The sequence below is a fragment of the Mucilaginibacter pallidiroseus genome, assembly GCF_007846085.1.
GTDB classification, from domain to species: domain Bacteria; phylum Bacteroidota; class Bacteroidia; order Sphingobacteriales; family Sphingobacteriaceae; genus Mucilaginibacter; species Mucilaginibacter pallidiroseus.
Genome location: NZ_VOEJ01000012.1, coordinates 1 through 26819 on the forward strand (window position 1 = coordinate 1; position 26819 = coordinate 26819).

The window sequence follows — 26819 nt, forward strand, 5'->3', positions numbered from 1 at the left end:
CCCGGAAAGGCTGTCCGCGGTAAGCGGTAAAGCCCTCCAACTTGAATTGGGGGGCTTGGATATTGATTTTAAGACATAACATGCTTTGATCGCATGCAATCACGGCTTTTTAAACTAACTTCGATCTTTACCGGACAACAGTGAAACAAGTTCGGCAGGACCGTAAAGGTGGCCTATTTACATTCTGCTACCTCTCTAATAACTTCATTTCTCTTTTCGAGCAGCCGGGCCATATAGGTTCGTAAAAATAGCCAGTCGGCAAATCTGCCAAGCAATCCATAGAGCGACTCGTATTCAAACCGGTCTTTCATTACCGTTTGGCCGTTTAGCCCAATGAAGTGATGTTCGTGTATGAAGCTTTTGAAGGCACCGTTAACCATTTCATCCGCGAAATAATTGGGGTATTCAAATTGCGTGATTTTGGAAGTGAGATTTTGCCAGATGCCAAAGTGCCTTGCCCGCCAGGTAACGGTTTCGCCAAGCTCAATTAACCCGGTAGTGCGCCCCGCTATTGCACGCTCGCCTGTATGCGCAGTGGATGCAACATGCACGTCAATATCCCGGGCTACGTCAAAACATCGCTCAACAGGAGCATCTATTAAAGTGGATAGCTCAATTACCGGCATATAAATGTTGACTTGCTAATTATGTCATGCTGAACGTATTGAAGTATCTACTAAACTACTTATACGTTTGCGATCAGATTCTTCGCTTTCGCTCAGAATGACAAACTCTTAAAACAGCTAATTATCTCGTGCTGAACGTAGTGGAATATCTATTGAACGACCTGAATGTTTGCGATTAGATTCTATAAACACCTGTCATTCCGCATAGCGGATAAGATGCTGAAATAAATTCCGTATGACTTCATCACGTAAAACCAAGCAAATCCTCAAATCCCTTAATCCCGGTTTAAAACTCAGCATTTTTAGGGAACCTTGGGAAAGGTATTACGTCGCGGATGTTGCCCATACCGGTAACAAATAATACCAAACGCTCAAAGCCCAAGCCAAAGCCGGCGTGTGGTGCGCTACCGAAACGACGGGTATCAAGATACCACCAAAGCTCTTCCTTAGGAATGCCCATCTCATCCATGCGCTGCTCAAGGCGCTCCAAACGCTCTTCACGCTGCGAGCCACCAACAATTTCGCCAATGCCCGGAAAGAGTATATCCATCGCACGTACCGTTTGGCGGCCTTGCGCATCCGGCTCATTCTGGCGCATGTAAAAGGCTTTGATGTCTTTAGGGTAATCGGTCAGGATAACCGGTTTTTTAAAGTGCTTCTCTACCAGGTAACGCTCATGCTCAGATTGCAGATCGGTACCCCAGCCTTCAACAAGATATTGGAATTTCTTTTTCTTGTTCGGCGTCGAATCTTTTAATATGTCGATAGCCTCGGTATAGGTAAGGCGCTCGAAATTGTTATCAAGGCAAAACTGCAGCTTATCCAATAAAGAAAGTTCCGAGCGTTCGGCCTGTGGTTTTGTCTTCTCCTCGTCAAGCAAACGCTGGTTTAAAAACTCCAGGTCTTCCCTGTTCTTTTCCAGCGCGTATTTGATCACGTACTTTAACAGGGCCTCTGCAAGGTCCATGTTATCGTTAAGGTCATAAAACGCCATTTCAGGCTCAATCATCCAGAACTCCGCAAGGTGGCGCGTGGTGTTCGAATTTTCGGCACGAAAAGTTGGGCCAAACGTATAAATATCGCTCAATGCCATAGCACCAAGCTCGCCTTCCAACTGGCCGGACACGGTAAGGTTAGTAGCCGTACCAAAAAAGTCCTGCTTGTAATCTACCTCGCCGGTATCGGTACGCGGTACGTTATCCAAATCAAAGTTGGTTACGTGGAACGCCTCGCCCGCGCCTTCTGCATCACTTTGCGTAATCACAGGGGTGTGCAGGTAAACAAAGCCACGCTCCTGGAAAAACTGGTGCACCGCGAACGACAGTGTATTACGCACCCTGAAAATAGCACCAAAAGTACTGGTGCGGAAACGAAGGTGTGCTATTTCGCGTAAAAACTCTAAGCTGTGCTTTTTAGGCTGCAACGGGTATTTCTCCGGGTCGCTATCACCCAATACTTCAATATCAGTAGCAATAACCTCAACGCTTTGCCCCTGACCCAATGATGCAGCCATTTTACCGTTTACGCTGATTGCCGCACCTACCGTGATGCGTTTAAGCAATACTGCATCGGTATTTTCGAAATCGACAACAATTTGCAGGTTACTATTAGTTGAGCCATCATTTAAAGCAATAAAACGGTTTTGGCGGAATGCACGCACCCACCCTTTAACGGTTACGTCAATGTCTGTTTTGCCGCTTTCTAATAAAGCTTTGATCTTGATACGCTGGCTCATAAAAATAATATTGAGCGGCAAAAATACAATTATTTGCTAAACCTGTAACGGCTTATCATACATTGCGTGTAGCCTAATTAATCATGGAATAAAAACGGAAAAACTGCCCTGGCTAAACTTGACAGTTTGGGCGAAGGTGGCATCGGTATAACGTGCACTTTTTTTAAAGGTAACATTAAAATTCCCTTTAATATTGTTCTTTTCGGCATTGTAATCTGTTACCTCAAGCGTATTGGTGGCTGCATCGTCGGCATAGTATTCGGCTACTATACCGTCACCGCCTATAAGGTAAGTTAAGCTTGCCTGGGCCGGAGTTATGGCATAGCTGCCTTTGCCGGTAAACTTGATGCGTATTAAAACAAGTTCATTTTCCTGCCTGCCAATAATTGTTACCGAGTCGGTTTGCGTTTTAAAATATTCGGGCCTTGCCTGCCACGCAACACCACTTTTTTGGGCCTTTATGTAAGCCAAATCGGGAATTACACAACACACGGGCTTTTCTGCGTTATCTTTTTTACAGGCAACGGCAAACAACACTATTAAAGCAACAAACATGCGTAATAAGTTCTTCATAGATTTTGTTAATTGATTATAAAGCCATTACGCAATGCCAAAGTAAACTGCTACATGTAAATTCAAATTAATATCTTTATTAAGAATAGCCCAAAGCCATAAAAGCTGTATTTTTGCAGCCCGCTTATTTTTGTAACACATACCCATGATAACAAAGCCCACCGTAGATAAAATTATGGAGGCAACCGACATAGTTGAGGTTGTGGGCGAGTTTGTGCAGTTGAAAAAACGTGGTGCCAATTACGTGGGCCTATCGCCGTTCGTAAACGAAAAAACACCGTCGTTTACGGTATCACCAGCTAAGGGCATTTTTAAAGACTTTTCGTCGGGCAAGGGTGGCAGCGCCGTTACTTTTTTAATGGAGCTTGAAAAGTTTTCCTATCCGGAAGCTTTGAAATGGCTGGCCAAAAAGTATGGCATTGAGGTTGAAGAAACGGTAGACCCTACCGAAAACCTGGCCGAACAAAATCGCCGCGAGAGTTTGATGATTGTGTCGGGCTATGCAGCGAAGTTTTTTCATGAAAGCCTGCTTGATACCGACGAAGGAAAAAGCATCGGCCTAAGTTATTTTAAGGAACGTGGTTTCAATAACGAGACCATCAAGAAATTCGAGCTCGGCTATTCGCCCGATCAATGGGAAGCTTTTACTGGGTCGGCTTTAAAACAAGGTTACCAGGAAGAGTTTTTGGTTGACAGCGGCCTTTCTGTCAAGCGCGATAACGGCAACCTGTACGACAGATATCGCGGCCGCGTAATGTTCCCTATCCATAACTTTACGGGCAGGGTAATTGCTTTTGGCGGCCGTACGCTCAAAACAGATAAAAACGTACCTAAATACGTTAACTCGCCCGAGTCGGAAATCTATCATAAATCCAACGTACTATACGGCTTATACTTTGCCAAAAAAGCCATCCGCGACGAGGACAACTGCTATTTGGTGGAAGGTTATGCGGATGTACTTTCGGTACACCAGGCAGGGATAGAGAACGTGGTAGCATCATCTGGCACGGCACTTACGGTTGAGCAGGTAAGATTGATAGGGCGCCTTACAAAAAACATCACCATACTTTACGATGGCGACCCTGCAGGCATCAAGGCATCGTTGCGCGGGTTGGATATCATCTTGGAGGAGGGCCTTAACGTTAAGGTAGTGTTGTTCCCGGATGGGCACGACCCCGACTCGTACGTACAAAAGTTTGGAACCAACGCTTTCAAAAAGCATGTAGACGATAATAAAAAGGATTTTATTCTTTTTAAAACCAGCATCCTTTTAAAGGATGCCGGTAACGACCCTATTCGCCGCGCGGAGATCATTCGTGATGTGGTGGAGAGTATTGCCAAAATACCTGATTCTATCAAAGCATCGGTATTTATCCGCGAATGCAGCAATATTTTGCAGATAGATGAGCGTGCTCTCATGACCGAGCTCAATAAAATGAGGCAGGCAAAGGCACGTAAAGAAAGCGAAAAGTATAAAACGCCGCCACCAAGCGAATTGCTCGACGAGCCTCACTTTTTTGACATCCCGGATACGCAGGGACAACCCGAGAAAAAGCTCGACTCGCCGCAGGAGAAGGAAATTGTGCGCCTGTTGTTGTTGTACGGCAATAAAATGATTGATTGGGACGGCATTGCCAACACCTACATAGGCCCGTTTATGGTTGCCGAACTAAGTGATGTAGAGTTTGAAGACCCTGTTTGTAAAAAATTCATGGAATTGTACAGGCAGGAAGTTGAAAATGGTGTATTGCCCGAAGACCACCATTTTATACACCACGAGGATAAGGCCATTGTCGATTTGGTGGTAACCCTTATTGCCACCAAGTATACACTAAGTGATAATTGGTACGAGATGCATAAAATCCTGATTACTGATGAACAGGCCAATATGAAGGCCACCATACTAGGGGCCATATTCCACCTTAAAAAACACATGGTAGGCAAGATCTTGGAAAACCTGCGACAGGAATTGCAAAACACCGTTAGCGAAGCCGATCAGGATATCTTGCTTACACAATATATCCACATGAAAAAGGTTGAGAAAACCATATCAGACTACCTCGGCTCGGTTATCTTAAAATAATGGCAGTTCATAATGATCTTGGTCGCAAAGGCGAAGCTTTGGCAAAGGCACACCTGGAAGCCCAGGGTTACGAAGTAATTGATGAGAACTGGGTATTTGGCAAAGCCGAGGTTGATCTTATTGCTTATAAAGACCGCGTGATCATATTTATTGAAGTGAAAGCACGAACGGGTACCGGCTTTGGCCAGCCCGAAGACTTTGTAGACGCGCGCAAACAAAAACTATTGGTGCAGGCTGCCGATGAATATATTTATTTGATGAACCACCAGGGCGATGTGCGCTTTGACATAATATCCGTACTTTTCGACCGTAATAGTAACTACAAACTAAATCATATTGAGGATGCCTTTTGGCCATCCGGCATATAACCATGAACAAGAGATTACTTTATTTTGCATTTGCAGCCATACTATTTGCTTATGGATGCGACAATAAAAAAAATACACAAGAGGGCGATTTTTCTGTAAGCCCCGATGCAGGCACCATGTATAAAGTTGGGCAGCCTATCAACGCCAAGGTAACTTATCCAGCAGATGTTAAGCCCGATTCGGTTGTTTATTTGCTTGATACCATGCGTATAGCATCCACAAAAGACTCGGCCGCTGTTACCATAAAAACAGACAGCCTTACCATGGGCGTTAAAATTATAACTGCCAAGGTTTACAATGGCGGTAAAAGCCAGGACTTTGTAACTAACGTAGTATTGCTTGCAACAAAGGCTCCTGAAGAACTTACATTTAAAGTTGAAAAAGTCTTTCCGCATGATACATCTTCATATACTGAAGGCTTGATATACCAGGATGGTATATTATACGAAAGCGATGGCGGCCGCACCGCCGAAGGTTCCGGTCAGTCGAGCATTCGTAAGGTTGACCTTGCAACCGGCAGGGTATTGCAAAAAACGGATATCGACCCTAAAATATTTGCCGAAGGTATTGCCATTGTAGACAACAAAATTGTACAGCTTACTTACACTGAGAAAATAGGTTACGTATGGGACAAAAACTCCCTTAAACTCCTGAATACCTTTAACAACAATGTGGGAGTAGAGGGCTGGGGAATGACTTATGACGGCAAAAAACTTTACATGGATGACAAAACAAACCGCCTGTGGTTTTTAGACAAGAACAATTATCGCTCGATAGGTTATGTTGATGTTTATGATGACAAAGGGCCTGTTAACCAGATCAATGAACTGGAATATATCGACGGCCTTGTTTATGCCAATGTTTATGAAACCAACGACATTGTTGTTATCGACCCAAAAACAGGTGCGGTAGTAAAGCGTGCCGACATGACCAGCCTTTACCCGCAAAATACACGCCCCATGTATGCCGATTTTTTTAATGGCATAGCCTATGACAAAGCTACCAAGCGCATTTTTGTAACCGGCAAAAAATGGGATAAGTTGTTCCAGGTAAAGTTTGCAAAGAAATAGCATTCAATAGGTCATGCTAAATGTATTTCAGCATCTCACACATAATAAATATTTGAAAGACCTATCATTATTTATATAAAACTTATCGCAAATTACATGAGGAAGCTTAAATTTCAAATGCAGGTATCGCTTGATGGGTTTGTAGCAGGGCCAAACGGCGAAATGGACTGGATGACCATCAACTGGGACCAGAAACTTATGGATTACGTTGGCGAACTAACCGAACCCATTGGCACAATTGTACTTGGCCGCAAGCTGGCCGAAGGCTTTATACCTGTTTGGAAAGAGCGCCTCAAAGACGGACCGGGCGGGGGTGCCGAAAAAATGGTTAACACGCCTAAAGTTGTCTTCACAAAAACACTTACCGAAAACCCTTGGGAAAACACAAGCCTTGCAACCGGCGAACTTGTAGAGGAGATTAATGCACTAAAAAATCAGGACGGTGGTGATATTATGGCTTACGGCGGCGCAGGCCTTGCATCTGCACTGATAAAAAATAACCTGATAGACGAATATAATCTGTTTGTTAACCCAATAATTTTGGGTAGCGGTTTGCCCATTTACCAGAAAATTACCAACAAATTGAGCCTAAACCTTGTAAGTGTACAAAGCTTTGATTGCGGTATAACTGCTCTGCGCTATAATAAAGCCGGGTAATGCATCTTACAGGGTTTGTGCATCTGCACAATTACATCAATTCATATTAACTATATTTGCCCGCATATGAATATCCTGCTCCTTGGTTCGGGCGGAAGGGAGAGCGCCTTCGCCTGGAAAATTTCGCAAAGCACCAAATGCGGCCAGCTTTTTATTGCGCCCGGCAATGCCGGCACCGGCCGTTACGGCACCAATGTAAACCTAAAGGTTACCGACTTTGAAGGCATTAAAGCATTTGCCCTGGCTAATGATATTAAAATGGTGCTTGTTGGCCCCGAAGAGCCCCTGGTAAAAGGCATACACGATTTCTTTTTGGCTGATGAGCAGCTAAAAAACATCCCGGTAATTGGCCCTCAGCAGGAGGCGGCCCAACTTGAGGGTAGCAAGGATTTCAGCAAGCGGTTTATGGAGCGCCATAACATACCTACCGCGGCATCACAAACTTTTACGCGTGACACGCTGCAGGATGGGTTTACCTACCTTGCAACTGCCGGCCTGCCTGTTGTTTTAAAAGCTGACGGTCTTGCGGCAGGTAAAGGGGTGTTAATTTGCACCACGCTTGAAGAAGCACAGCAGGAGCTTACCGAAATGCTTACCCAGGCAAAGTTTGGCGATGCAAGCTCAAAAGTGGTTATCGAGCAGTTTTTACAGGGTATCGAACTGTCGGTTTTTGTAATGACCGACGGTAACAGCTATAAAATTTTACCGGAAGCAAAAGATTACAAACGCATTGGCGAAGGCGATACCGGCCTTAATACAGGTGGCATGGGTTCGGTATCTCCCGTTCCATTTGCCGAGGGCGACTTTATGCAAAAGGTTGAAGAGCGCATTATTATCCCAACCGTTGAGGGGTTAAAGCAGGAAGGCATTCCATACAAAGGTTTTATTTTTATCGGCCTGATGAATTGCGACGGCGACCCTTACACTATTGAGTACAACTGCCGCATGGGCGACCCTGAAACCGAAAGCGTAATGTCAAGGATAGAGTCGGATTTTGTAGACCTGTTATTAGGCGTGGCCGAAGGCAACCTGATAGAGAAACAATTAGAAATATCAAACCTCACAGCCGCAACCGTAGTATGCGTAGCAGGCGGTTATCCTGGTGAGTATTTAAAAAATAAAGTAATAAGCGGAATAGAAAATGTGCGCGACTCACATGTTTTCCACGCGGGGACATCGCTTGATGGCGAAGATGTGATCACTACAGGTGGCCGCGTATTGGCCATTACGTCTTTACAAAACAATATGTTTGAGGCATTACAACACGCCACAGCCGATGCCAGCCGTATTTACTACGATGGTGTTTATTTCCGAAAAGATATTGGTTTCGACTTGATATAATAACCATCAGCCGTAAACAAAAAAGGGCCGTGCTGCATATGCAACACGGCCCTTTTAATTATCAGTAGAGATATTTAAATCTTACCTAATAACTCTTCAAGCTTGTTATCAAGTTCAATTCCCCTTAAATTTTTTCCAACGATTTTTCCGTTAGGGTCAATCAAAAAGTTCTGCGGAATGGCACGTACACCGTACAAACCCGCAGCCTGGCTTTTCCAGTACTTAAGGTCGGATACCTGGGTCCAGGCAAGGCCATCTTTTTTAATTGCGGCAAGCCATGCACCACGGCCTTTCTCGTTATCAAGCGAAACACCCAAAATGGTAAAGTTTTTTGTTTTGTAAGCATTATAAGCTTTTACCACGTTAGGGTTTTCCTGGCGACAAGGGCCGCACCATGATGCCCAAAAATCAATCAGCACGTATTTACCACGGAATGAAGATAAGCTTACACTCTTACCTGCAGTATCCAATTCGGCAAACTCAGGTGCGGTAGCGCCTAAAGCCACAGCCTGTAATTTAGGCAGCATCTCGCCAAAGGCTTTGCCGCCATCTGTGCCTTTAATACGGGCAGAAAGGCCATTATAAAGTGGCGCTATCTCCGGGTAATCTGCACTGTAAGCAAATGATTGCAGTATGTTAAGGCTCACGTACGAGTCGGGGTGCGAGGCTATAAATTTCGCATTTAACTCCTTCTCCAGCTTTTCAACAGCTTTGTTGGCCAGGTATTCGTCTTTCTTATATTTCTCGGTAGCTTTTTCTGCCTCGGTGGCTTTTTTATCCTTCGCTTCCATTGCAGTGTAAGCCTCACTTACAGGCTTTAACATTGCACGATATTCTTCGTTATCTTTGTTTGAAGGCGTACCTGTCGCGGTTGCTTTGGCTACAGTACCCGGGCCATTAACCGTAATTGCACCAGGCTCCATATAAATGGATTTATAATCTTCAGACTTGTTCATGCCTGTGCCTTTTGCATTAACAAGCAAATAACCCTGGCTTGGTAAAGCAGGCGCAATGCCTTTAAAAGCAAATTCGCCTTTTTTAAGGGTAGCCGAGTCGATGATGGTTTTGCCGCTTTTGCGGTATTGCAAATAAACTTTTGCAGGTGCATTAAGTTCGCCTAATTTGCCCTTGATAGTAAAGGTGCTATCTTGCGCAAACGCTAAGGCCGGGGCAAGTGCCAAAACGCCCAATAGTAGTTTTTTCATTGTCAGTAATGTTAGTTATTTACTAATTAAAGCATTTAAAATTAATATACTACAGCAGCATCTAAATTTTACCCAACAATTGCTCAAGCTTGGCGTCAAGGTCATCGCCGCGCAGGTTTTTGGCAACTATCTTTCCCTGCGGATCTATCAAAAAGTTTTGCGGGATAGATTGCACACCGTATAAGCCGGCCACCATATTGTTCCAGTATTTAAGGTCGGATACCTGGGTCCATGTAAGGCCGTCGTTTTTTATGGCAGCAAGCCATGCAGCCTTGCCGCTTTCCTTATCAAGCGATACGCCTAATATGGTGAAGTTTTTGCCTTTATACTTGTTAAAATTCCGCACCACATTCGGGTTTTCCTGGCGGCATGGGCCACACCATGATGCCCAAAAATCAATCAGCACATATTTACCACGGAATGACGACAATTTAACCGGTACCCCGTTTACATCGTTCTGTATAAAATCGGGAGCCTGTGCGCCTATAGCAGTAATCTTTAAATTATCTATTGAATTTTTTAAAATCTTAGCCTGTTCTGTCGCTTTAACCTCGTCAGATAAGCCGTTGTACAAAGGCTCAACTTCGGCTACATCCGGCGACGGGCCGCCTACACTGGCCAGGGCAAGCAGGCTTAAATAACTGTTAGGGTTATTGGTAATAAATGTTTTTAAGATGTTGCGCTGCTCGTCCTGTATTTGTTTATACTTGGCCTGCATAGCGTTTTGGAAAGCGGCCGAGCCTTGTTGCGCCGGTGTTGCCGCCTTGGCTTCAGCAGCTAATTTTTGCGCTTTTTCAATAACACCTTTAAGCTGTCCCTTTAACTTGATGTTATCAGTATTGGTAGGAGACCCGCTTACAACACCTTTTGCAACAGAATCGGCAGAGGTTACGTTGATGTCGCCTTTCTCCAGGTATAGGTTCAGCATATCTGCTGTTTTGGACGGGCTGCCATCCGGAAAGTTTTGGGCAATATATTTATCAAACCCAATCCCTTTATAATCAATAAACAAAGAGGCATTTACCGGGAACATCACCACACCATCAAAAGCAAAGTTACCATTTGTAACAGCCGAAGAATCGGTGATGCTGTTTGCGCCCAAACGGTAAACCAGATAGGCTTTGGCAGGCGCATTAAGGTTGGCTACTTTGCCTTTTAACGTAAAGTTGTTAGTAGCCTGGCCGAAGGCCATTATAGGTAAAAGCGCCAGTGCGCTCAACAAAAATTTCTTCATTAAATTTATATTATTGAAATAAATAACGCACAATACGCTAATCCATTGCGGGTTAGTTCAACTTTTGATAGGTGCGCCACCAAAGGTCAGGCAATTCGCCGGATGCGGCCATTTGGTAATCTTCCAACCGGCAGGGCACTAAGTGAAAACGCTCGTTTTTTGAGCCACCGCTCGGGTAAGGCACCTGCATCCACCAGCGGTCGCTTTTTTTACTTTTCACAAATACCAGCTCGTGGTCGTCATGCCGAAGGCTGGTTTTATAAATAAGATATTGTGATTTGGGGTTGAGCGGAAAGTCGCGCTTGCGGTTGTAAAACCCGTCTATAAAGTACCATATCATTTGGGATAGCAGCATGGCTGTTTGACCGTTGCTATCATAAGCCGGGTTAAATTCGTAAAAGCCTATCGAGGTAAGCTTATCGCTGAAACCCGCGTAACGGCATATCTGGCAGGCTTCTTCGCCGTAAAAGCCATTAGGCTTGGCGTTGGCGTTGCCGGCTGCGTCTGATGAGCGGATGGCACCCATATCAAAACTCAGCATATTGGCATTGCGAATTATAGGCTCAGACACCGACATGTTCGACGTGATCTCGCCAAGGCGGTGCACATCAAAGTAAAGCTTCTCCATTACCCTAAGGCTATCCTGGCTGGCAAAATAAGTTTGGTAACCCATATTGCTGTAATTAAACAGGTAGTTGGGCTCATGCAAAAGTATCTTATTCAGATAAGCCGCTGAGGTAGTTTCCAGGCTTTCAGCAAAACCATCATCTTCTAAATCGAAATGCGAATCTATAACCAAAAGATCGACCTTTTGCTCAAGGCTTTCGTAACCCATATACTGCGCGTAGGTAAGGTCCTGCCCGCCGCCAATTATAAGTGGTACTATGTCTTTTTTTATCAGCTCGGTTACCACGGTTTTAAGCGCGTAATAAGTATCAACCACCGTTTCGCCGCGTATGATATTGCCTAAGTCAACTATTTTAGTTTCGTAAGCACCCTCATTAAGCATGTATAGTTTCTCCCGAACATAATCGGGGCCCAAAGCGCAACCAGGGTTGTTTACCGCATTACGGTCGTCAAGAACGCCTATAATGGCAATATCCGCTTTCTGTTCAAGGTCTGGAAATGAGGCCGAGTGATGTACAATTTTATCGCCGAGCTGGCTGGTGTAATACCCGTTTTTTGGGGCAATGCGTGCAAAATCAATCGGAGAAAAAAATTCGGCTAATGACATGTTTTAAATTGAGCAGATGTGCAAATATGCAGATTATTTTAAATGACTGATGACAGGTTTAGCAAATCATCTTAAGGTGTAAAATAATCTGCATATTTGGGGCATGATCTTAGTAACCGGGGCAACAGGCTTTTTAGGAGCCGAATTGGCAAAAGGGCTTGTATTACGCGGAAATAAAATACGCTGTACCAAAAGGGCAAACTCGGTTATCCCCAAGTTGCTGCACCCATACTCCGGCCAAATTACCTGGGTTACCGCCGACCTGATGGATGCCGCCGCGTTAGAAGACGCATTGGATGGCATTACCCAGGTTTACAATTGCGCCGCATTTGTATCCCTGAAAGCGGCTGACAAAAAGGTGATGATACATACCAATGTTACCGGCACGGCCAACCTGGTAAATCTTTGCACCGAAAAAGGTATCCGCATGGTGCATACCAGTTCTGTTGCGGCAGTTGGCGAAGCAAAGCCCGGCGAGATGATTACCGAGAAGCACCACCTCGACCCCTCAGCAGAGAATGATGGCTATGCTATATCAAAGCTGGAAAGCGAAATGGAAGTTTGGCGCGGCATTGCAGAGGGTATGGATGCCGTTATTGTTAACCCAAGCATAATTCTTGGTGTCAGCGCGGGTACTGCAGGCAGCGGGCAGATTTTTGCGACCATAAAAAACGGACTGAAATTTTATACCTCTGGCACTATTGGCTTTGTTGATGTACAGGATGTAGCCAAGGTGATGATTGCTTTAATGGAAAGCGGCATAAGTGATAAGCGTTTTATTGTGAGCGCAGAGAACAGGGCTTATCAACAGATTTTCCCAGAGATTGCTGGCTACCTTAACGTGCCACCTCCAAGCAATTTGGCCAAACCCTGGATGCTTGAAATAGCATGGCGCGCTGCCTCTTTTTGGGGTACTGTTACAGGAAAGGCGCCCGCCGTTGACAAAACAAGTGCCCGTGCAGGTTCGGTTACCCGTAATTTTGATAACAGCGCCATTAAAAAAGCTATCAACTTTGAGTTTAAGCCTTTGAGCGAAACGTTAAAAGAGGTTAGCCAGCGTTTTAAGTAACAATTTTTGTATCTATTAACGCAACGTCAGTAAGGCAACATTCTCAACATGCTGTGTATGTGGAAACATATCTACCGGCTGGATTTTAACCACATCGTATTTTTCCTTCAAGATGAGCAAGTCACGGGCCTGGGTGGCTGCGTTGCAGCTTACATACACAATTTTTGGTGCTTCCATTTCCATTAAGCGGGCAACTACATCGGCATGCATACCGGCGCGTGGCGGATCGGTAATTACAACGTCGGGCTTGCCATGCTCAGCTACAAAATCGGCAACAAGCACATCTTTCATATCACCTGCGTAAAACTTGGTGTTGGTAATGTTATTGATCTGCGAATTTATCTTGGCATCTTCAATAGCCGATGGTACGTACTCTACTCCTACCACTTGTTTAACGTGGCCTGCAATAAAATTAGCAATGGTGCCTGCACCTGTATAAAGGTCATATACCAATTCGTTACCGGTAAAACCCGCAAAATCGCGCGTTATTTCATAAAGGCGCAAAGCCTGTATAGAGTTTGTTTGATAAAACGACTTTGGCCCTACCCTAAAACGTACTACGCTACCATCTGCAGCGCCGGGCATTTCTTCATGAATGTATAAGGGGCCGCGCCAACTCAGTACGTCCTGGTCAAAAATAGTATCGTTCTTCTTCTGATTTAAGATATATAGTAATGATGTTACTTGTGGGAAAGTAGCATCAACGTAAGTCATCAGCTTACTTACCTGCTCCTCTGTAGCGTAGGCAAACACCACAATCACCATAATCTCGCCGGTTGATGAGGTACGGATAATGAGGTTACGCAAAGCGCCTTCGTGCTGCCTTACATCGTAATAGCTTATACCGTTTTGCTTTGCAAAAGCATTAATGCTGTTACGCAGATCATTAGATGGCGCGGCTTGCAAATAGCAATGGTTAATATTTAAGATCTTATCAAACCTGCCGGGGATGTGGAAACCAAGGGCATCCATATCGAGTGCTTCGTCCTCACGGTTTTCGCCATCGTATAACCAGCGCTTGTTCGAAAAGGTAAACTCAAGTTTGTTACGGTAATACCTGTCGGCCGGTGATGGTACAATGGTGTCCATGTGGTCAACATCAAGCTTGGCTATGCGGGTAAATGCATCGCGAACAGCCTTCTGCTTAAACTGTAACTGTGCATCATAAGTCATGTGCTGCCACTTGCAGCCGCCGCAAACGCCAAAGTGCTCACAAAAAGCTTCAACACGATGCTCTGATGGTTTTACAAGGCGTCTTATCTTGGCTTCACCAAAGCTTTTTTTGCTGCGGTAAACCTCAACATCTGCAATATCGCCGGGTACGGCTTTTTCAATAAACAATACAAAATCTTCGGCCTTACCAACCCCTTTGCCTTCTTCGGCTATATCAATTACCGCTACGTTCTCAAAGAACTTTGGCTTTTTTGCAGATTTACTCATGAGGCTGCAAAGTTAAAGGTATTTATGGATTTTCGGAATGATGAGTTTAGCTAACATTTTCCATCTATCGGCTAAAGCCAACGATTACAATAAACGTTTAAAACAGGCTAATAATTAATAGAAAAAATTCAGTAAGCCGGCAAAAAACACCTCGATATCAAAATCAGGCAGCTCATACTTGTCATCAATCTGGTTCGAAAAATCAATCAGTTCCCGGCTCATAACAATATCCTCCTTATTAGATTACTATGCAAACATAGCATTATCTATACCAAAAACCAAAACGGTATTTTGATTACATTGTCATCTTCCTGTATCTTGAACAACATCTTTTTTGAGATCGTAGAAAAGCGCCCCGCCCGCAATGCAAACGCAATTTGCTATCATATAGGGAAAAAATTCACTATTAGGTTGTAAGCCTTCGGAAAATAATAACCAAAAAGTTGCTACTGTAAAAATTACCCCAAATATTGCAATCACATATTTTATTTGTTTATCCGGCAGGTAGAACGTAAGTATAACAGCAACTGTTAAGAAGAACAGCAACCAGGTAAGCAAAGAAAATATACCACCTACAAGAATTAGCACTGGATAAGTATATAACATTTGGTTTAAGCACGCTGCAGCACCGGAATAAAAATGTTCCTTGAAACCGAATTCAGCAACTAAATAAGCTATTGGCGCAATAGCCACGCTGGTTAGCCAGACTTTGAGGCTGTAAGTTAATGCGTTGGTTTTCATATAGAGTTGGCATAGTTTGCTTTTACTTGCTTAACCCCTGCGTTTGTGATGGTCGCAATTGTTTTGTGCTGCCTATACCTCATCTTTTTAACATAGCTCTCAAAGGTGTTTCCGCCGGCCTTAAATAAGTTTTTATGCGCAAACCAGACTACGCAGGCTGTAGCATAAAAAAAGTACCGGTAAGCAAATGCCCGGGCAGCGCGACCAAATGAATTGGTACTATTATAGATAGTTGCCAGCCGCTCGGTTTGGAAAGTAATATGGTAAGCTTCGTCAATCAAAATATCGGTACAAACCTGCTTCAGGAGCCGGCAGCCGGTAGCATCTTTTAGCGATTGGTAAAATATTTGTGCAGCACTTTCAACAGTTATCACGGTGAGTGTCCACATCTCCATGCTGGCATTAAAGTGCCTTACGTGTCTAAAAAGGCTGTCGCCCCAGTTGCGCTTAAGGCGTGGCTTGCCAATTTTGTCGATATACCGGCCCAGATTGTTGCCATGTTTTTGCTCTTCCTTTATAAAAAGCTTGACAGCCTCCAAATACTCCGGGTCGCCTGTGGTGTTGGCATACTTGGTTGATACCGCTATTAATTGCCTCCCTTCGGATGTTTCGCCCAATTGCCAGGCCTGTAGCGATGGCAGTATTACATCCACCTCATCGGCAGTTATGGTTGGGGTTAAATTCCAGTTGATGCGTTTATGGCGGGCATTTTCTTTAAAATGCGCCACCCAATAATTACTTGTGTGCATGGTTAATTTTTTTTGGTGATGTAATGCAGGCAGCTAAATACTGCCTGCGATATGACTTTATTGGTGAGTATCCCAGTTAATTTTGCGGGAGAAATACATGATAATGGCGACTATTACAAACAGCGCTATGCTACCCACAAGCAGTGCGTAATCTTCCAGTTGTATCATAATGTATATAAAGCCATAAAAAGTGGTAAGTATAGCAGCGAACATTGCTGCTGGTTTCGCACTGCCGAGTAATGAACCCGTAAAAACCGATATCAGGGCAATGGTGCTTACCGAAGCGATGAGGTAAGCCAAACCAAAACCAATTTTTTCGGCAAATGAAAGCAGCAGCGTGTAATACACAATCATGGCTGCACCGATAAGGATGTAGTTGAAGTTGTGAATGCTTTGCTTGCGAATAAGCTCCGTTAAAAATAGCGACACAAATGTGAGGAGGATAATCAGCGTGGCATACTTGGTGGTACGTGTTATTTTGTGATACTCATCCACCGCTACCTGTAGCTTAACGCCCGATGTGGCCTGGGTAACCGCTTTGGCATTTTTAAGCTTGTACACATCATTTACCCATTGTTGCGGGAACGGCCTGTTATAACTAAGCAGGTGCCATTTGGCTTTAAAGCCCTGCTTTGTAACTTCCCGGCTATCGGGCAGGTTGCGGCCGTTAAATACCGGGCTGGGCCAGTTACCACTCATCTCAACATCTGTAGTTTTTGCAGTGTGCAAGAAGTTAAAATCGTTAGAGCCTTTAAGGTCGAGGTTGTAATTGAAGGTAATCGGCCCGCCCTGCGGCAAAGTAAATGTTACCTGTAACGCGTTATTGAATAAAGTGTCGCCATCGCTTAGCAACTCCGCTATCTGGCTTTGCCCGGCAACAGCTACCGATGGGTTATTTTTAAGACCCTTTAAATCGGATATGCCGAATATCAGCCTGGCCTTGTCATACTGCACTTGTGCGGCGGTAATACCCAATTTGTTAAGATCAGGTTGGCCAAAAGTGCCCTGTAATGCTACCTTGGAATTATAAACGGTTACATCATACAATCCTTTTTTATAAAGCTCGGTATCCAAACCAGCCTTTATGCTAATGGCATCTGGCAATATATACACATAACCTGTCTGCGCAGGCTGGTTGGCTACAAGCGGCGCCGCATTTGTCGTGTAGGGCAGTACCAACACCGGCCCCTGAATAGACTGACTGCCCGACCAGTTGTTGGAAACATTGTTAATGTTCTGCGCCTGAAAGTCCTGCCGCTCGGCAATCAGATCGAGTATCCATGAGGACGGAATTAATAATAGCAGAATAAGCAAAGTAATAACACCCAACTTTAGCAGGATGGATTTTTGGTACCAATTGTTGTCGTTCATTTGTTCAATCATTTTTTATGTATTTAAAAGTACTTTGAATTACAGAGTATAAAACCAGAAAAAGACGGCAATGCCTGCCGCTCGTCAAAATATCTTATAATTATAAAAGTACTTTGAATAACAAAGTAAACAAATAGTTGCGCGAGTTCCAAATATTTTTCGTCTTTATTTAACTGCGCACAAAATCAAACATTTACACTGCGTTTTAATTATAGGAACATGAAGTTTGATTGGAACGACGTTTTTCTGAGCGACCTTACGATGGCTTTTGCTATTGAAATAGTGGTGCGTACATTTATCATGTTTCTTATTGTACTGATAATACTGCGCATGACCGGAAAAAAAGGTGTGCGGCAGCTTTCGATATTTGAAGTAGCCATTATTATCGGCTTTGGATCGGCCGCGGGCGACCCCATGTTTACACGGGAACTGGGTATTGTGCCATCAGTAATAGTAATGGTGACTATCCTTTTGTTTTACCGGCTGGTTACCTGGCTCGCAGCCAAGAATGAGAAGTTTGAAAGTATACTGGAGGGCGACCCCATGTATATTATTGAAGATGGCGTTTTTGTGTTGGCCAATGACTCGGACCTTACCTTTGCCAAAGATGAGTTTTTAGCCGAACTACGCCAGCAAAACATTGAGCACGTAGGCCAGGTGCGCGTTGCTATATTAGAAACTACTGGCAACGTAAGTTTATTTTACTATTCGGACGAGGATACAAAGCCCGGCCTCCCTACCCTGCCAAAAGTTTATAATCAAAAATCAGAGGAAATAAAAGGTGAAGGTAATTATGCATGTACCTATTGTGCCTGCATACAACATATAACTGCAACTACACACCAATGCCCCCGCTGCGAACGCAAAGAGTGGGTAAAAGCTATTGACACAAAAAGATTAGCTTAAATTGTTATTGCCGCCTTTACCAGGTATGGCAGAATCTCTTTCTGGAAGGATACAAAGTTTTTACGTACATCGCTGTCACTTACCGATGTAAATGCAAAGCTAAAAACAATATTCTTGCTGCACTTGATCAGGAAGCGCATGCGCTGGTGATAGGTCTCGGTTTTACGGGCTGCACCAATTTGAGTAAAAGCCTGCATCAATAACTCTTCTAACTCGTTCGAGAGGTTCTTTAAAAACTCCTGCGAGTTGGTGCTTTCCCTGATAAAATCCCAACCAATAAATTCGTTGCACACGGTGTATGACAGGCGGCAGGTTTTCATGATCAGGTTACTCAGGTAAGTCTCCTCGTCGGTATCAGGTGCCTGGTTGGCTATCAGCTCGTTTACACTTACCTGTATATACTCCATCAAAAGGATGTGCAGGATAGCTTCCTTACTATCAAAGTACTTGTATATGGTTGCCTTTGCTATTTTGGCGCGCCTGGCAATTTCATTAACACTTGTTTTATGGTAACCGAACTTGCGGAACAATTCCTGCGAAGCAAGCTTTATACTTTCTCTTATTTTATCGGCCTCCATTAATCAATTATACACATTTATCTCAAACTGTGTTTCACTTACTCCGTAACTGCGTAAAGAACGCGTTGCGGGCGCTTTTACAGGACCACCGTCTGAAAGGGAAAACTTAGAGCCGCTGCAAGGGTCTGTAACCGTGAAGGCGTTATCATCAAGCACTACGGCACAAACCTTTTCGGGCATATAGCTGCTGCATCTGTCGTAAGCCACGTAAATGCCATCTGCCCGTTTATAAATTATAACGCCCGCAACACCGCCATTTACAAATACGGCGCCGCCCTGGCTGTTAAGTGCCAATATGCGTGGGTCAGTTTTGGCTATAGTAATATTTACCGGGATACTGGGTACAGCATCTGTTACCTTCCCGCAAGAGAGCAGCGTGAACATTGCTATAACCAGTACCGGTAATCTTTTTACCATTATATAATGTCGGTTTGAAATTGTTTAAGGAAGCGTACATCGTTTTCTGAGAACAAGCGCAGATCACGAATAACATATTTAAGGTTGGTAATACGTTCTATACCCATACCAAAAGCAAAGCCGGTATACTTTTTACTGTCGATGCCGCAATTTTCAAGCACGTTAGGATCAACCATACCGCAACCCAAAATTTCTACCCAACCTGTGTATTTACACATATTACAACCGGCACCTTTGCAAATAGTACATGATATATCCATCTCTGCCGATGGCTCAGTAAACGGGAAGTATGACGGGCGGAAACGAACTTTAAAATCTTCGCCGTAAAGCTCCTTCACAAAGTGGTAAAGCGTTTGTTTAAGATCCGAGAATGATACGTTCTCGTCAACATACAAACCTTCTACCTGGTGGAAAAAGCAATGTGCGCGTGCAGATATCGCTTCGTTACGGTAAACGCGACCCGGCATAATAGCACGGAAAGGCGGCTTGCCATTCTCCATCATGCGCACCTGTACGGATGATGTATGAGTACGCAGTGCAATATCATCATTACCATCACCTTTGCGGATAAAGAAGGTATCCTGCATATCGCGCGCCGGGTGTTCTTCAGGAAAGTTTAGCGCTGAAAAGTTGTGCCAGTCGTCTTCAATCTCCGGGCCCTCTGCTACCACAAAGCCCAAGCGCTTAAATATGTCAATGATCTCATTGCGTACCAATGACAACGGATGGCGCGAGCCTATTTCAAAGCCATCGCCAGGCAAAGTGAGGTCGGTATCGGCCTTAGCAGCTTGTGTACCGGCGCCAAGGCTTTCTTTAATATCGTTGTACCGCTCTTCGGCCAGTTGCTTAAACTGGTTTAATACTTTTCCAAAGGTGCGTTTTTCTTCGGCACCAACGGTTTTAAACTGCTCAAACAGGTCTTTGATAATGCCCTTAGTACCCAAAAATTTGATACGGAATGCTTCAAGTTCATCAGCCTTCGCGGCAGTAAAAGCTTTTATCTCGCTGGTATATTTATCTATCTGCTCCTGCATTATTTAACTTATCCTTATTACTAATTTACAAATATACGCGATTATTTAATCACAGCCAGTTCCTTACCTACCTTGGTAAAGGCAGCAATAGCCTTATCAAGGTGCTCAACCTCATGCGCGGCCGAAATTTGCACACGGATGCGGGCCTTGCCCTGTGGCACAACCGGGTAATAAAAGCCTATTACGTAAATACCCTCGTCAAGCATCTTGGCCGCAAACTCCTGAGCAAGTTTTGCTTCATAAAGCATAACCGGCACTATGGGGTGTACTCCTGGTTTTATGTCAAAACCGGCAGCCGTCATATGCTCACGGAAATACTTGGTATTGCTTTCCAGTTTATCCCGAAGATCGGTAGTTTCACTCAACATATCCAGTACAGCTATAGAGGCACCTGTAATTGCAGGAGCAAGCGTGTTACTAAACAAGTATGGCCTGGAGCGCTGGCGTAACATATCGATGATCTCTTTACGGCCCGATGTAAAACCGCCTGATGCACCACCTAAAGCTTTACCCAATGTACCGGTGATAATATCTATTTTACCCATTACATTGTGGTGCTCATGCGTGCCGCGACCCGTTTTACCCATAAAACCGCTGCAATGGCTTTCATCTATCATAACCAACGCATTGTATTGCTCGGCCAGGGCGCATATCTTATCAAGTTGTGCAATGGTGCCGTCCATAGAGAATGCACCATCAGTAACAATAATACGGTGGCGAAGCTCCTGTGTTGCTTTCAGCTTTTCTTCCAGGTCGGCCATATCATCATGCTTATAACGGTGGCGCTGTGCCTTGCAAAGGCGTACACCATCAATTATCGAGGCATGATTCAGTTCATCCGATATTATCGCATCCTGATCGTTAAATAAGGGCTCAAACACACCACCGTTTGCATCGAAAGCAGCGGCGTAAAGTATAGTGTCTTCGGTGCCTAAAAACTCAGCGATCTTTTGCTCAAGTTCTTTATGTATATCCTGCGTGCCGCAGATAAAACGTACCGACGACAAGCCATAACCATGCGTATCCATTGCAGCTTTTGCTGCATCGATAACCTTTTGGTTGCCCGATAGACCAAGGTAATTATTAGCGCAAAAGTTTATTACTTCTTTGCCACCTTGTACGGTAATATCAGCACCTTGTGGCGATGTAATGATACGTTCTCTTTTATATAGGCCGGCGTTTTCAATTTCGGTAAGTTCCTGTTGTAAAACCGGCTGCAATGTGTTATACATATAAATAGATTTTAAGCTTGTAAAATTAAGCATTAACATGCAATTGCATAGCCATTAATTGTATTATGGCTACGCTCTCATCGCCTTTACGCTTTAGTTTTTTACCTTTTAGCTCAAAAGCTTATCTTTGCCACCGCATTTAACACTGTTTGCAGCAGTATCAATGACGTTATGACAAAGTATAATACACTCCTTTACTATTGCTATACAACTATAGCTGATGGCGAGCAATTTGCGGCCGATCATTTAAAATTTTGCAAAAGCCTTAACCTTACCGGTCGCATCATTGTGGCTGATGAAGGTTTAAACGGCACCGTGTCCGGATCGCCGGAGTCATGCCAGGCTTATATGAATGCCATTAAGGCCGATGAGCGTTTTGCTACCCTTGAGTTTAAAATTGACGAGGTTGATGAGCCATCATTTGTAAAAATGCATGTGCGCTATAAATCGGAAATTGTGCACTCGGGCTTACGCAATCCAAACATCATTAACCCGCAACAAAAAACCGGCAAGCACCTGGAACCGCAGGAGTTTTTGGCCATGAAAGACCGCGATGATGTGGTAGTTTTAGATGTACGCTCGAATTACGAGCACTCGTTAGGCAAATTTAAAAATGCCGTAACGCTCGATATTGAAAACTTCCGCGATTTCCCGGCCATGATCAATGAGCTGGCTAAATACAAGGACAAGAAAATACTTACCTACTGCACCGGCGGTATAAAATGCGAGAAGGCATCGGCCCTGTTACTGCACGAAGGCTTTAGCGATGTATACCAGCTACACGGTGGCATTATCAAATATGGTAAGGAAGCCGGCGGCGAAGATTTTGAAGGAAAATGCTACGTGTTTGACAACCGCTTGTCTGTTGAGGTAAACAGTGTAAACCCGGTGGTGATATCTACCTGCCGTAACTGTGGTAAAACCACGCCAAAAATGATAAACTGCGCCAACCCCGAATGCAATGAGCACTTTACCCAGTGCAACGAGTGTGGCGAGGCCATGGATGGCTGTTGCAGCGATGCTTGTAAAGAGCATCCGCGCAAACGTGTTTACGACGGCACGGGTTATTATGTAAAGGTTCCTCAACCAGTTAACACGGCCAAGAAAGCAGGCCTGCAACCAGTAACAGAATAATTTAAAAGGTAAACAATATTTCTCAAAGGTAGCTCAACCACAGGGCTACCTTTGTTGCGTTTTTACAATTTTATATATTAGCTTTTGATAACGCAGCTACACAACTTTAAAGCTTTTAAGCTAAAACACTACTTTTTGCGTTACAGATACTACATCAATTAAATAATCTACTATTTACCTACACTTATGACTAAACTACAACGCCTCTTTACCCTTGCTATGCTCGGTATACTTTATTTTGCAAGTCCTGCAAATGTTTTGGCTCAGGACCAGCAAAAAAATGCAGCCTTTGACAGAGGCAATTTCATTAATAAAAAAGACACACTGCCCTACCGCATTCTGTTTCCAAAAAACTTTCAAACATCTAAGCAGTACCCGGTAATATTTGTGCTGCATGGCGCAGGCGAACGTGGTAACGATAATAATGCACAGCTGGCCTATGGGCCCGAACTTTTCTTGAATGATACTGTTCGCACCAAATTCCCGGCGATAGTGATATTTCCCCAGTGCCCTAAGAACAGTTACTGGAGCAATGTAAAAATTGACACCAATGCTATGGGCAAACGTGTATTTATGTTCCAGGAGAAAGGCGACCCTACCCCGGCGATGGCTGCGTTGCTTGGACTTGTCGACAATGTTTTGCAGAAACCCTTTGTAAACAAAAAGCAGGTTTACATAGGTGGCTTATCTATGGGTGGTATGGGCACGTTTGAGATGTTGCGCCGCAAGCCCAAGCTATTTGCGGCGGCCTTTACCATTTGCGGCGGCGATAACACCAATAACGCAAAAAAATATGCCGACAAAGTGCCCCTATGGATATTCCACGGGCAAGTTGACCGCGTTGTGCCTGTAGACCACTCTATTGTAATGGCCGAAGCTTTAAAAGCCGCTGGTGCCAACCCAAAACTCACGATCTACCCAAATGTAGATCATAATAGTTGGGTTAATGCCTTTGCCGAACCCGGCTTACTGCCCTGGCTTTTTTCGCATAGTAAGTAACAATAAAAATGCCCGCTTAATTAGCGGGCATTTTTTATTGTTTATGTAGATTATACTTCAGGCGTAATATCGTTTGATGCGTCGCTGTTGGTTATCACATCGCTTTCGTCATTTGTGATTTGGCTATCAGCACTTAGTTCGGTAGATGGCTGGTCCTCACTCAGGGTTTCGTTAATGCCTTCGGTATCGGCAACGGCACCACCTTCATTCACAATTTTGTCGCTTTCCTCGCTGTTGGTTATCACTTCCTGTTCAGCGGCATCTACTTTAGGGTCGCCGGTTGGCTGCTGACCCGGTGTTTTGCTATTTGGTGTATTCATGGCTTCCATCGTTTACATATGAACAAGGTAGCTTAAGCGATGTTTTAATGGAAACTGGTACCAAATGAAAACGCACTTCAGATACTTTGATCCTGCTTTAAAAAGTGCTCGAAGGTATCGCTCCTCAAACCGAGCCTCAATGTTTCCAGCGGAATTATATCTGCCGGGGCAATGTTTCCTAAGCTTACGTTGGCGCCTATAAGTTTTATAAACCAAACCTGCTGCGTTTTTTGGGGAGCTTCCCAAATAATTTTTTCTTCGGGTATGCGCGTTAATATCTCATCAACCAAACCCTGGCGCACTTCACCCGAGTCGCGATAAATACCTACGTTGCCACTTTCGCGTGCTTCGGCAATAACCTTCCAGGCGCCGGCATCAAGCTCGGCCTGCATCAGGTTTATCCATTTATAGGGCGCAAATACTTTTTGAACATCCTTTGACCCTACTTCAGATATTACAGTGATTTGTTTACTCAGCCTGCTGATATAGTCGCATTTTACATCGTGCTCAATAGTTATTGAACCGTCGGATACTTCGGCATAGTCTAACTGGTATTGATCCAGTATGCGGCAATAATCATCAAACTGGTTACGCACTATCATGGCTTCGAACAGCGTGCCGCCAAAATAAACCTTTATACCGCCATCTTTATAAACCTTAAGCTTCTCGGTAAGTGTGGGTGTGACTGCCGATGTTGCCCACCCTAACTTAATCATATCAATATAAGGGTGGCCAACTTCAACCAAATCTTGAGCCTGCCTCACGCTAAGCCCTTTGTCCATAACCATTGTGATGCCACTGTTACGGGGTTTAAAAACACGTTCGGGAAGATCATTGATATGGTAGTTCATGTTCAGTAAAATGGTAGAATTGAATAAAGAGCTTTAATCTGCAAATATGCGGATGCATGGATGAAATTTAGATCATCATATCGTTAAAATAAGCACGCAATAGTGGGCGTTATCAGGCTTACTTAACCAGATCAAAGCTAATTTAACGTAAAAAGCCGGAAATTACTATCCGGCTTTTAAAGTTTATGCTGTGTTATCAAAAAGCTACTTTATTTGGTGTAGCGGTTAATGATGTCAATAATTACTTTATTTTTTTGCAGCTGCGGCAGGTAATCAAACAAAATATAATGCTTCTCGGGGTCGGCCGCTAAGGCAGTCTCCAGGTAATTAAGCGCCTCGTTAAATTCCCCTTTAGCAAACAGGTAGGCTACCATGCGGTAATATAGCTCGGCAGCTTCCGGGTTGTTTTTAATGGCCTGCGCAATTACTTCTATACTATCCGTCAAACGTTGCTGCTCATACAATATTGATGAGTAGTCCAGCCATGCATCAACATCAAGCGGATTTAGTTCAACTACTTTCTCATAAGCACGCTCGGCGTCTTCCAGGTGGCCAAGCTTGTACTCGGCATCGGCAATGGCAAACCAATAATCTGCATTGGCAATATCAAGATCCAAAGCCTTTTTATAAAAATGCAGGGCCTCAAAATAACGTTCCTCAAAATCGAGCGTAACACCAATACCAAACCAGGCATCTGCCAGTTTCGGATCCATCTTAACCGATTTTTTGTAGAACGAGCGGGCTTCATCCATCTGCTCCAGCTTCTCGTAACACTCACCTATTGCACAATAAGTATCTGCATTCGGTTGCTCGTACTCAAACGTTTGGCGATAAACCTCAATGGCCTCGGCATATTTTTCAAGGTTAACCAATGCATTACCCTTATTAAAATAAGCAGATGCAAAGCTGTCTTTAATCAGGATGGCATAGTCGTAAGCGTCAATAGCTTTCTCAAACAAGCTGAGCTTTGTATAGGCGTTACCCAGGTTATACCAGGCCGCATAACTATAAGGCTCGTTATCGATATAAGCCTGATAAAATTGTACACTCTCCTGCTGGTTATCCAAAACATCATAACAAAACGCCAACTCATAAAGGGCATCCTGGTTTTCCATGTTTTGTTTAAGGCATAGCTTAAGGTACGTAATGGCCGTTTCGTAATCGCCCATGTTTTGGTATACGTAGGCAATATGCAGCAATATCTCGTCGGTTTCCTCGGCAAGGTCAAGCGCCTTCTCGTAATTTTCCAGTGCCTCGGTATTGCGTTCCATACTCTCGTACAAATTACCGCGAATGATGTATATATCGGCATCACTCGCCTCAAGCATTGCGGCCTTATCGAGCGCAGCAAATGCCTCTGAAGTGCGATTGCTCACTACCAGTAACTGCGCCTGCTTTATTAAAAAAACGGCAGCAAAAGGGTGTTGATTACGGGCATACTCTGATACCTGCAGGGCTTTGGCAGGATCATTCTTTTCGATGTAGTAGTCTATAATGTTCTCAAACGCCTGTGCGTCAAAAAAGTACTGATCATGATTTCGAATCATCTCTTCGTACCGTTCTACCGAAAATTTTGGGTCTTCGGTAAAGCCAAATTCAAATTCTTCTTCCATTCAAGTTTATTTAAGAGAACACTTTGTTGCTTTAAAATGGTCGCATTTTAAAGACTTGCTAAGATCAAATTACAATAATAAGCTGCGGCAAAGCAATTAAGTTTTCAACATGAACACATTATTAACAGATGTTAATACAAGTGCCTGATAATAAATGAAAAGCATTTTAACGGCGGCCGGCAAGTAGTTTGTTTGCCTCAAAGATTTTTCTCAATCACAAAGATAACCATTATTATTTA

Annotated in this window: 26 protein-coding genes; 9 read left to right on the top strand and 17 right to left on the bottom strand. The window is 44.0% G+C overall.

All coding sequences use genetic code 11. The annotated features are described in order from the left end of the window. Nucleotides 1–173: 173 nt before the first annotated feature. The 3 genes from FPZ43_RS18605 to FPZ43_RS18615 form a co-directional block, all read right to left on the bottom strand. Nucleotides 174–626: an SRPBCC family protein gene (locus tag FPZ43_RS18605; RefSeq protein ID WP_146383440.1), complete on the bottom strand. Its 453-nt coding sequence runs from the start codon at nucleotides 624–626 to the stop codon at nucleotides 174–176. Nucleotides 627–912: 286 nt separating this feature from the next. After that, a complete protein-coding gene (asnS, locus tag FPZ43_RS18610; RefSeq protein ID WP_146383441.1) occupies nucleotides 913–2361 on the bottom strand; it encodes an asparagine--tRNA ligase in 1449 nt (482 codons plus the stop codon). 81 nt (nucleotides 2362–2442) lie between these two features. Then, nucleotides 2443–2934, bottom strand: coding sequence for a DUF6252 family protein (locus FPZ43_RS18615; protein ID WP_146383442.1), 492 nt, complete (start codon nucleotides 2932–2934; stop codon nucleotides 2443–2445). A 145-nt stretch (nucleotides 2935–3079) separates the two neighbouring features. On the opposite strand from FPZ43_RS18615, the gene dnaG reads away from it, so the two are divergent. The 5 genes from dnaG (at nucleotide 3080) to purD (ending at nucleotide 8453) form a co-directional block, all read left to right on the top strand. Beyond that, entirely contained in the window at nucleotides 3080–5017 is a 1938-nt protein-coding gene (gene dnaG / locus FPZ43_RS18620; RefSeq protein WP_146383443.1) for a DNA primase, read from the top strand. After that, nucleotides 5017–5385 carry a YraN family protein gene (locus FPZ43_RS18625; RefSeq protein WP_146383444.1) on the top strand — a complete coding sequence of 123 codons (369 nt, stop codon included), beginning with the start codon at nucleotides 5017–5019 and terminating at the stop codon, nucleotides 5383–5385. Before dnaG ends, FPZ43_RS18625 begins: the two co-directional genes overlap by 1 nt. 2 nt (nucleotides 5386–5387) lie before the next feature. Continuing rightward, complete coding sequence (locus FPZ43_RS18630) at nucleotides 5388–6455, top strand: glutaminyl-peptide cyclotransferase (protein WP_146383445.1); 1068 nt, start codon at nucleotides 5388–5390, stop codon at nucleotides 6453–6455. A 96-nt stretch (nucleotides 6456–6551) separates the two neighbouring features. Continuing rightward, entirely contained in the window at nucleotides 6552–7112 is a 561-nt protein-coding gene (locus FPZ43_RS18635) for a dihydrofolate reductase family protein (protein ID WP_146383446.1), read from the top strand. Nucleotides 7113–7178: 66 nt separating this feature from the next. Next, nucleotides 7179–8453, top strand: a complete 1275-nt coding sequence (purD, locus tag FPZ43_RS18640) for a phosphoribosylamine--glycine ligase (RefSeq protein ID WP_146383447.1) — start codon at nucleotides 7179–7181, stop codon at nucleotides 8451–8453. A gap of 74 nt (nucleotides 8454–8527) precedes the next feature. Here purD and FPZ43_RS18645 read toward each other — a convergent pair whose 3' ends face one another. The 3 genes from FPZ43_RS18645 to FPZ43_RS18655 all read right to left on the bottom strand — a co-directional run bounded on the left by FPZ43_RS18645 (nucleotide 8528) and on the right by FPZ43_RS18655 (nucleotide 12126). Continuing rightward, entirely contained in the window at nucleotides 8528–9658 is a 1131-nt protein-coding gene (locus FPZ43_RS18645) for a TlpA disulfide reductase family protein (RefSeq protein ID WP_146383448.1), read from the bottom strand. A gap of 61 nt (nucleotides 9659–9719) precedes the next feature. Further along, the gene (locus tag FPZ43_RS18650) at nucleotides 9720–10892 is read right to left on the bottom strand and encodes a TlpA disulfide reductase family protein (RefSeq protein ID WP_146383449.1); all 1173 of its coding nucleotides are present in this window, start codon (nucleotides 10890–10892) and stop codon (nucleotides 9720–9722) included. A 52-nt stretch (nucleotides 10893–10944) separates the two neighbouring features. Beyond that, nucleotides 10945–12126 carry a formimidoylglutamase gene (locus FPZ43_RS18655; RefSeq protein ID WP_146383450.1) on the bottom strand — a complete coding sequence of 394 codons (1182 nt, stop codon included), beginning with the start codon at nucleotides 12124–12126 and terminating at the stop codon, nucleotides 10945–10947. A gap of 103 nt (nucleotides 12127–12229) precedes the next feature. Here FPZ43_RS18655 and FPZ43_RS18660 point away from each other — a divergent pair, with 103 nt between their 5' ends. Next, nucleotides 12230–13195, top strand: coding sequence for an SDR family NAD(P)-dependent oxidoreductase (locus FPZ43_RS18660; RefSeq protein ID WP_146383451.1), 966 nt, complete (start codon nucleotides 12230–12232; stop codon nucleotides 13193–13195). A gap of 15 nt (nucleotides 13196–13210) precedes the next feature. Here FPZ43_RS18660 and rlmD read toward each other — a convergent pair whose 3' ends face one another. From rlmD to creD, 4 genes are all read right to left on the bottom strand, one after another. Next, nucleotides 13211–14635 (bottom strand): 23S rRNA (uracil(1939)-C(5))-methyltransferase RlmD, encoded by a 1425-nt coding sequence (gene rlmD, locus FPZ43_RS18665; RefSeq protein ID WP_146383452.1) that lies wholly within the window; start codon nucleotides 14633–14635, stop codon nucleotides 13211–13213. Between the two features lie 303 nt (nucleotides 14636–14938). Continuing rightward, a complete protein-coding gene (locus FPZ43_RS18670; protein ID WP_146383453.1) occupies nucleotides 14939–15376 on the bottom strand; it encodes a hypothetical protein in 438 nt (145 codons plus the stop codon). Further along, complete coding sequence (locus tag FPZ43_RS18675; protein WP_146383454.1) at nucleotides 15373–16125, bottom strand: ferritin-like domain-containing protein; 753 nt, start codon at nucleotides 16123–16125, stop codon at nucleotides 15373–15375. The genes FPZ43_RS18670 and FPZ43_RS18675 overlap by 4 nt, the downstream gene beginning before the upstream one ends. 57 nt (nucleotides 16126–16182) lie before the next feature. Further along, nucleotides 16183–17508: a cell envelope integrity protein CreD gene (creD, locus tag FPZ43_RS18680; RefSeq protein ID WP_146383455.1), complete on the bottom strand. Its 1326-nt coding sequence runs from the start codon at nucleotides 17506–17508 to the stop codon at nucleotides 16183–16185. Between the two features lie 207 nt (nucleotides 17509–17715). Between creD and FPZ43_RS18685 the strand changes: the two genes are divergently transcribed. Continuing rightward, complete coding sequence (locus tag FPZ43_RS18685) at nucleotides 17716–18402, top strand: DUF421 domain-containing protein (protein ID WP_146383456.1); 687 nt, start codon at nucleotides 17716–17718, stop codon at nucleotides 18400–18402. Here FPZ43_RS18685 and FPZ43_RS18690 read toward each other — a convergent pair. From FPZ43_RS18690 to kbl, 4 genes are read right to left on the bottom strand one after another with little or no spacing between them, the layout of a single operon-like run. Next, nucleotides 18399–18980, bottom strand: a complete 582-nt coding sequence (locus tag FPZ43_RS18690) for a TetR/AcrR family transcriptional regulator (RefSeq protein ID WP_146383457.1) — start codon at nucleotides 18978–18980, stop codon at nucleotides 18399–18401. The genes FPZ43_RS18685 and FPZ43_RS18690 overlap by 4 nt on opposite strands. Nucleotides 18981–18983: 3 nt before the next feature. Next, entirely contained in the window at nucleotides 18984–19397 is a 414-nt protein-coding gene (locus FPZ43_RS18695; RefSeq protein ID WP_146383458.1) for a Rieske (2Fe-2S) protein, read from the bottom strand. Then, a complete protein-coding gene (pheS, locus tag FPZ43_RS18700; protein ID WP_186461902.1) occupies nucleotides 19397–20431 on the bottom strand; it encodes a phenylalanine--tRNA ligase subunit alpha in 1035 nt (344 codons plus the stop codon). The genes FPZ43_RS18695 and pheS overlap by 1 nt, the downstream gene beginning before the upstream one ends. Before the next feature lie 41 nt (nucleotides 20432–20472). Then, on the bottom strand, nucleotides 20473–21663 hold the full coding sequence (kbl, locus tag FPZ43_RS18705; protein WP_146383460.1) for a glycine C-acetyltransferase: 1191 nt from the start codon (nucleotides 21661–21663) through the stop codon (nucleotides 20473–20475). 171 nt (nucleotides 21664–21834) lie between these two features. Between kbl and trhO the strand changes: the two genes are divergently transcribed. Both trhO and FPZ43_RS18715 read left to right on the top strand, forming a co-directional pair. Next, nucleotides 21835–22797, top strand: a complete 963-nt coding sequence (gene trhO / locus FPZ43_RS18710) for an oxygen-dependent tRNA uridine(34) hydroxylase TrhO (RefSeq protein WP_146383461.1) — start codon at nucleotides 21835–21837, stop codon at nucleotides 22795–22797. Between the two features lie 186 nt (nucleotides 22798–22983). Continuing rightward, a complete protein-coding gene (locus FPZ43_RS18715; RefSeq protein WP_261381149.1) occupies nucleotides 22984–23796 on the top strand; it encodes a carboxylesterase family protein in 813 nt (270 codons plus the stop codon). A gap of 50 nt (nucleotides 23797–23846) precedes the next feature. Here the strand turns inward: FPZ43_RS18715 and FPZ43_RS18720 are convergent, their stop codons facing one another. The 3 genes from FPZ43_RS18720 to FPZ43_RS18730 all read right to left on the bottom strand — a co-directional run bounded on the left by FPZ43_RS18720 (nucleotide 23847) and on the right by FPZ43_RS18730 (nucleotide 26580). Then, nucleotides 23847–24116 carry a hypothetical protein gene (locus FPZ43_RS18720; RefSeq protein WP_146383462.1) on the bottom strand — a complete coding sequence of 90 codons (270 nt, stop codon included), beginning with the start codon at nucleotides 24114–24116 and terminating at the stop codon, nucleotides 23847–23849. Between the two features lie 77 nt (nucleotides 24117–24193). Then, nucleotides 24194–24967, bottom strand: coding sequence for a phosphosulfolactate synthase (locus FPZ43_RS18725; RefSeq protein WP_146383463.1), 774 nt, complete (start codon nucleotides 24965–24967; stop codon nucleotides 24194–24196). Nucleotides 24968–25176: 209 nt separating this feature from the next. Further along, the gene (locus FPZ43_RS18730) at nucleotides 25177–26580 is read right to left on the bottom strand and encodes a tetratricopeptide repeat protein (RefSeq protein ID WP_146383464.1); all 1404 of its coding nucleotides are present in this window, start codon (nucleotides 26578–26580) and stop codon (nucleotides 25177–25179) included. Between the last annotated feature and the right edge of the window lie 239 nt (nucleotides 26581–26819).

Coding starts and splice junctions, on each gene's coding strand:
- trhO (WP_146383461.1), top strand. CDS start 21,835: ATGACAAAGTATAATACACTCCTTTACTATTGCTATACAACTATAGCT.
- FPZ43_RS18730 (WP_146383464.1), bottom strand. CDS start 26,580: ATGGAAGAAGAATTTGAATTTGGCTTTACCGAAGACCCAAAATTTTCG.
- FPZ43_RS18660 (WP_146383451.1), top strand. CDS start 12,230: ATGATCTTAGTAACCGGGGCAACAGGCTTTTTAGGAGCCGAATTGGCA.
- FPZ43_RS18650 (WP_146383449.1), bottom strand. CDS start 10,892: ATGAAGAAATTTTTGTTGAGCGCACTGGCGCTTTTACCTATAATGGCC.
- kbl (WP_146383460.1), bottom strand. CDS start 21,663: ATGTATAACACATTGCAGCCGGTTTTACAACAGGAACTTACCGAAATT.
- FPZ43_RS18635 (WP_146383446.1), top strand. CDS start 6,552: ATGAGGAAGCTTAAATTTCAAATGCAGGTATCGCTTGATGGGTTTGTA.
- FPZ43_RS18645 (WP_146383448.1), bottom strand. CDS start 9,658: ATGAAAAAACTACTATTGGGCGTTTTGGCACTTGCCCCGGCCTTAGCG.
- FPZ43_RS18630 (WP_146383445.1), top strand. CDS start 5,388: ATGAACAAGAGATTACTTTATTTTGCATTTGCAGCCATACTATTTGCT.
- FPZ43_RS18670 (WP_146383453.1), bottom strand. CDS start 15,376: ATGAAAACCAACGCATTAACTTACAGCCTCAAAGTCTGGCTAACCAGC.
- asnS (WP_146383441.1), bottom strand. CDS start 2,361: ATGAGCCAGCGTATCAAGATCAAAGCTTTATTAGAAAGCGGCAAAACA.
- pheS (WP_186461902.1), bottom strand. CDS start 20,431: ATGCAGGAGCAGATAGATAAATATACCAGCGAGATAAAAGCTTTTACT.
- FPZ43_RS18605 (WP_146383440.1), bottom strand. CDS start 626: ATGCCGGTAATTGAGCTATCCACTTTAATAGATGCTCCTGTTGAGCGA.
- FPZ43_RS18690 (WP_146383457.1), bottom strand. CDS start 18,980: ATGGAGGCCGATAAAATAAGAGAAAGTATAAAGCTTGCTTCGCAGGAA.
- dnaG (WP_146383443.1), top strand. CDS start 3,080: ATGATAACAAAGCCCACCGTAGATAAAATTATGGAGGCAACCGACATA.
- FPZ43_RS18615 (WP_146383442.1), bottom strand. CDS start 2,934: ATGAAGAACTTATTACGCATGTTTGTTGCTTTAATAGTGTTGTTTGCC.
- FPZ43_RS18715 (WP_261381149.1), top strand. CDS start 22,984: ATGACTAAACTACAACGCCTCTTTACCCTTGCTATGCTCGGTATACTT.
- rlmD (WP_146383452.1), bottom strand. CDS start 14,635: ATGAGTAAATCTGCAAAAAAGCCAAAGTTCTTTGAGAACGTAGCGGTA.
- FPZ43_RS18675 (WP_146383454.1), bottom strand. CDS start 16,125: ATGCACACAAGTAATTATTGGGTGGCGCATTTTAAAGAAAATGCCCGC.
- purD (WP_146383447.1), top strand. CDS start 7,179: ATGAATATCCTGCTCCTTGGTTCGGGCGGAAGGGAGAGCGCCTTCGCC.
- FPZ43_RS18725 (WP_146383463.1), bottom strand. CDS start 24,967: ATGAACTACCATATCAATGATCTTCCCGAACGTGTTTTTAAACCCCGT.
- FPZ43_RS18720 (WP_146383462.1), bottom strand. CDS start 24,116: ATGAATACACCAAATAGCAAAACACCGGGTCAGCAGCCAACCGGCGAC.
- creD (WP_146383455.1), bottom strand. CDS start 17,508: ATGATTGAACAAATGAACGACAACAATTGGTACCAAAAATCCATCCTG.
- FPZ43_RS18685 (WP_146383456.1), top strand. CDS start 17,716: ATGAAGTTTGATTGGAACGACGTTTTTCTGAGCGACCTTACGATGGCT.
- FPZ43_RS18625 (WP_146383444.1), top strand. CDS start 5,017: ATGGCAGTTCATAATGATCTTGGTCGCAAAGGCGAAGCTTTGGCAAAG.
- FPZ43_RS18695 (WP_146383458.1), bottom strand. CDS start 19,397: ATGGTAAAAAGATTACCGGTACTGGTTATAGCAATGTTCACGCTGCTC.
- FPZ43_RS18655 (WP_146383450.1), bottom strand. CDS start 12,126: ATGTCATTAGCCGAATTTTTTTCTCCGATTGATTTTGCACGCATTGCC.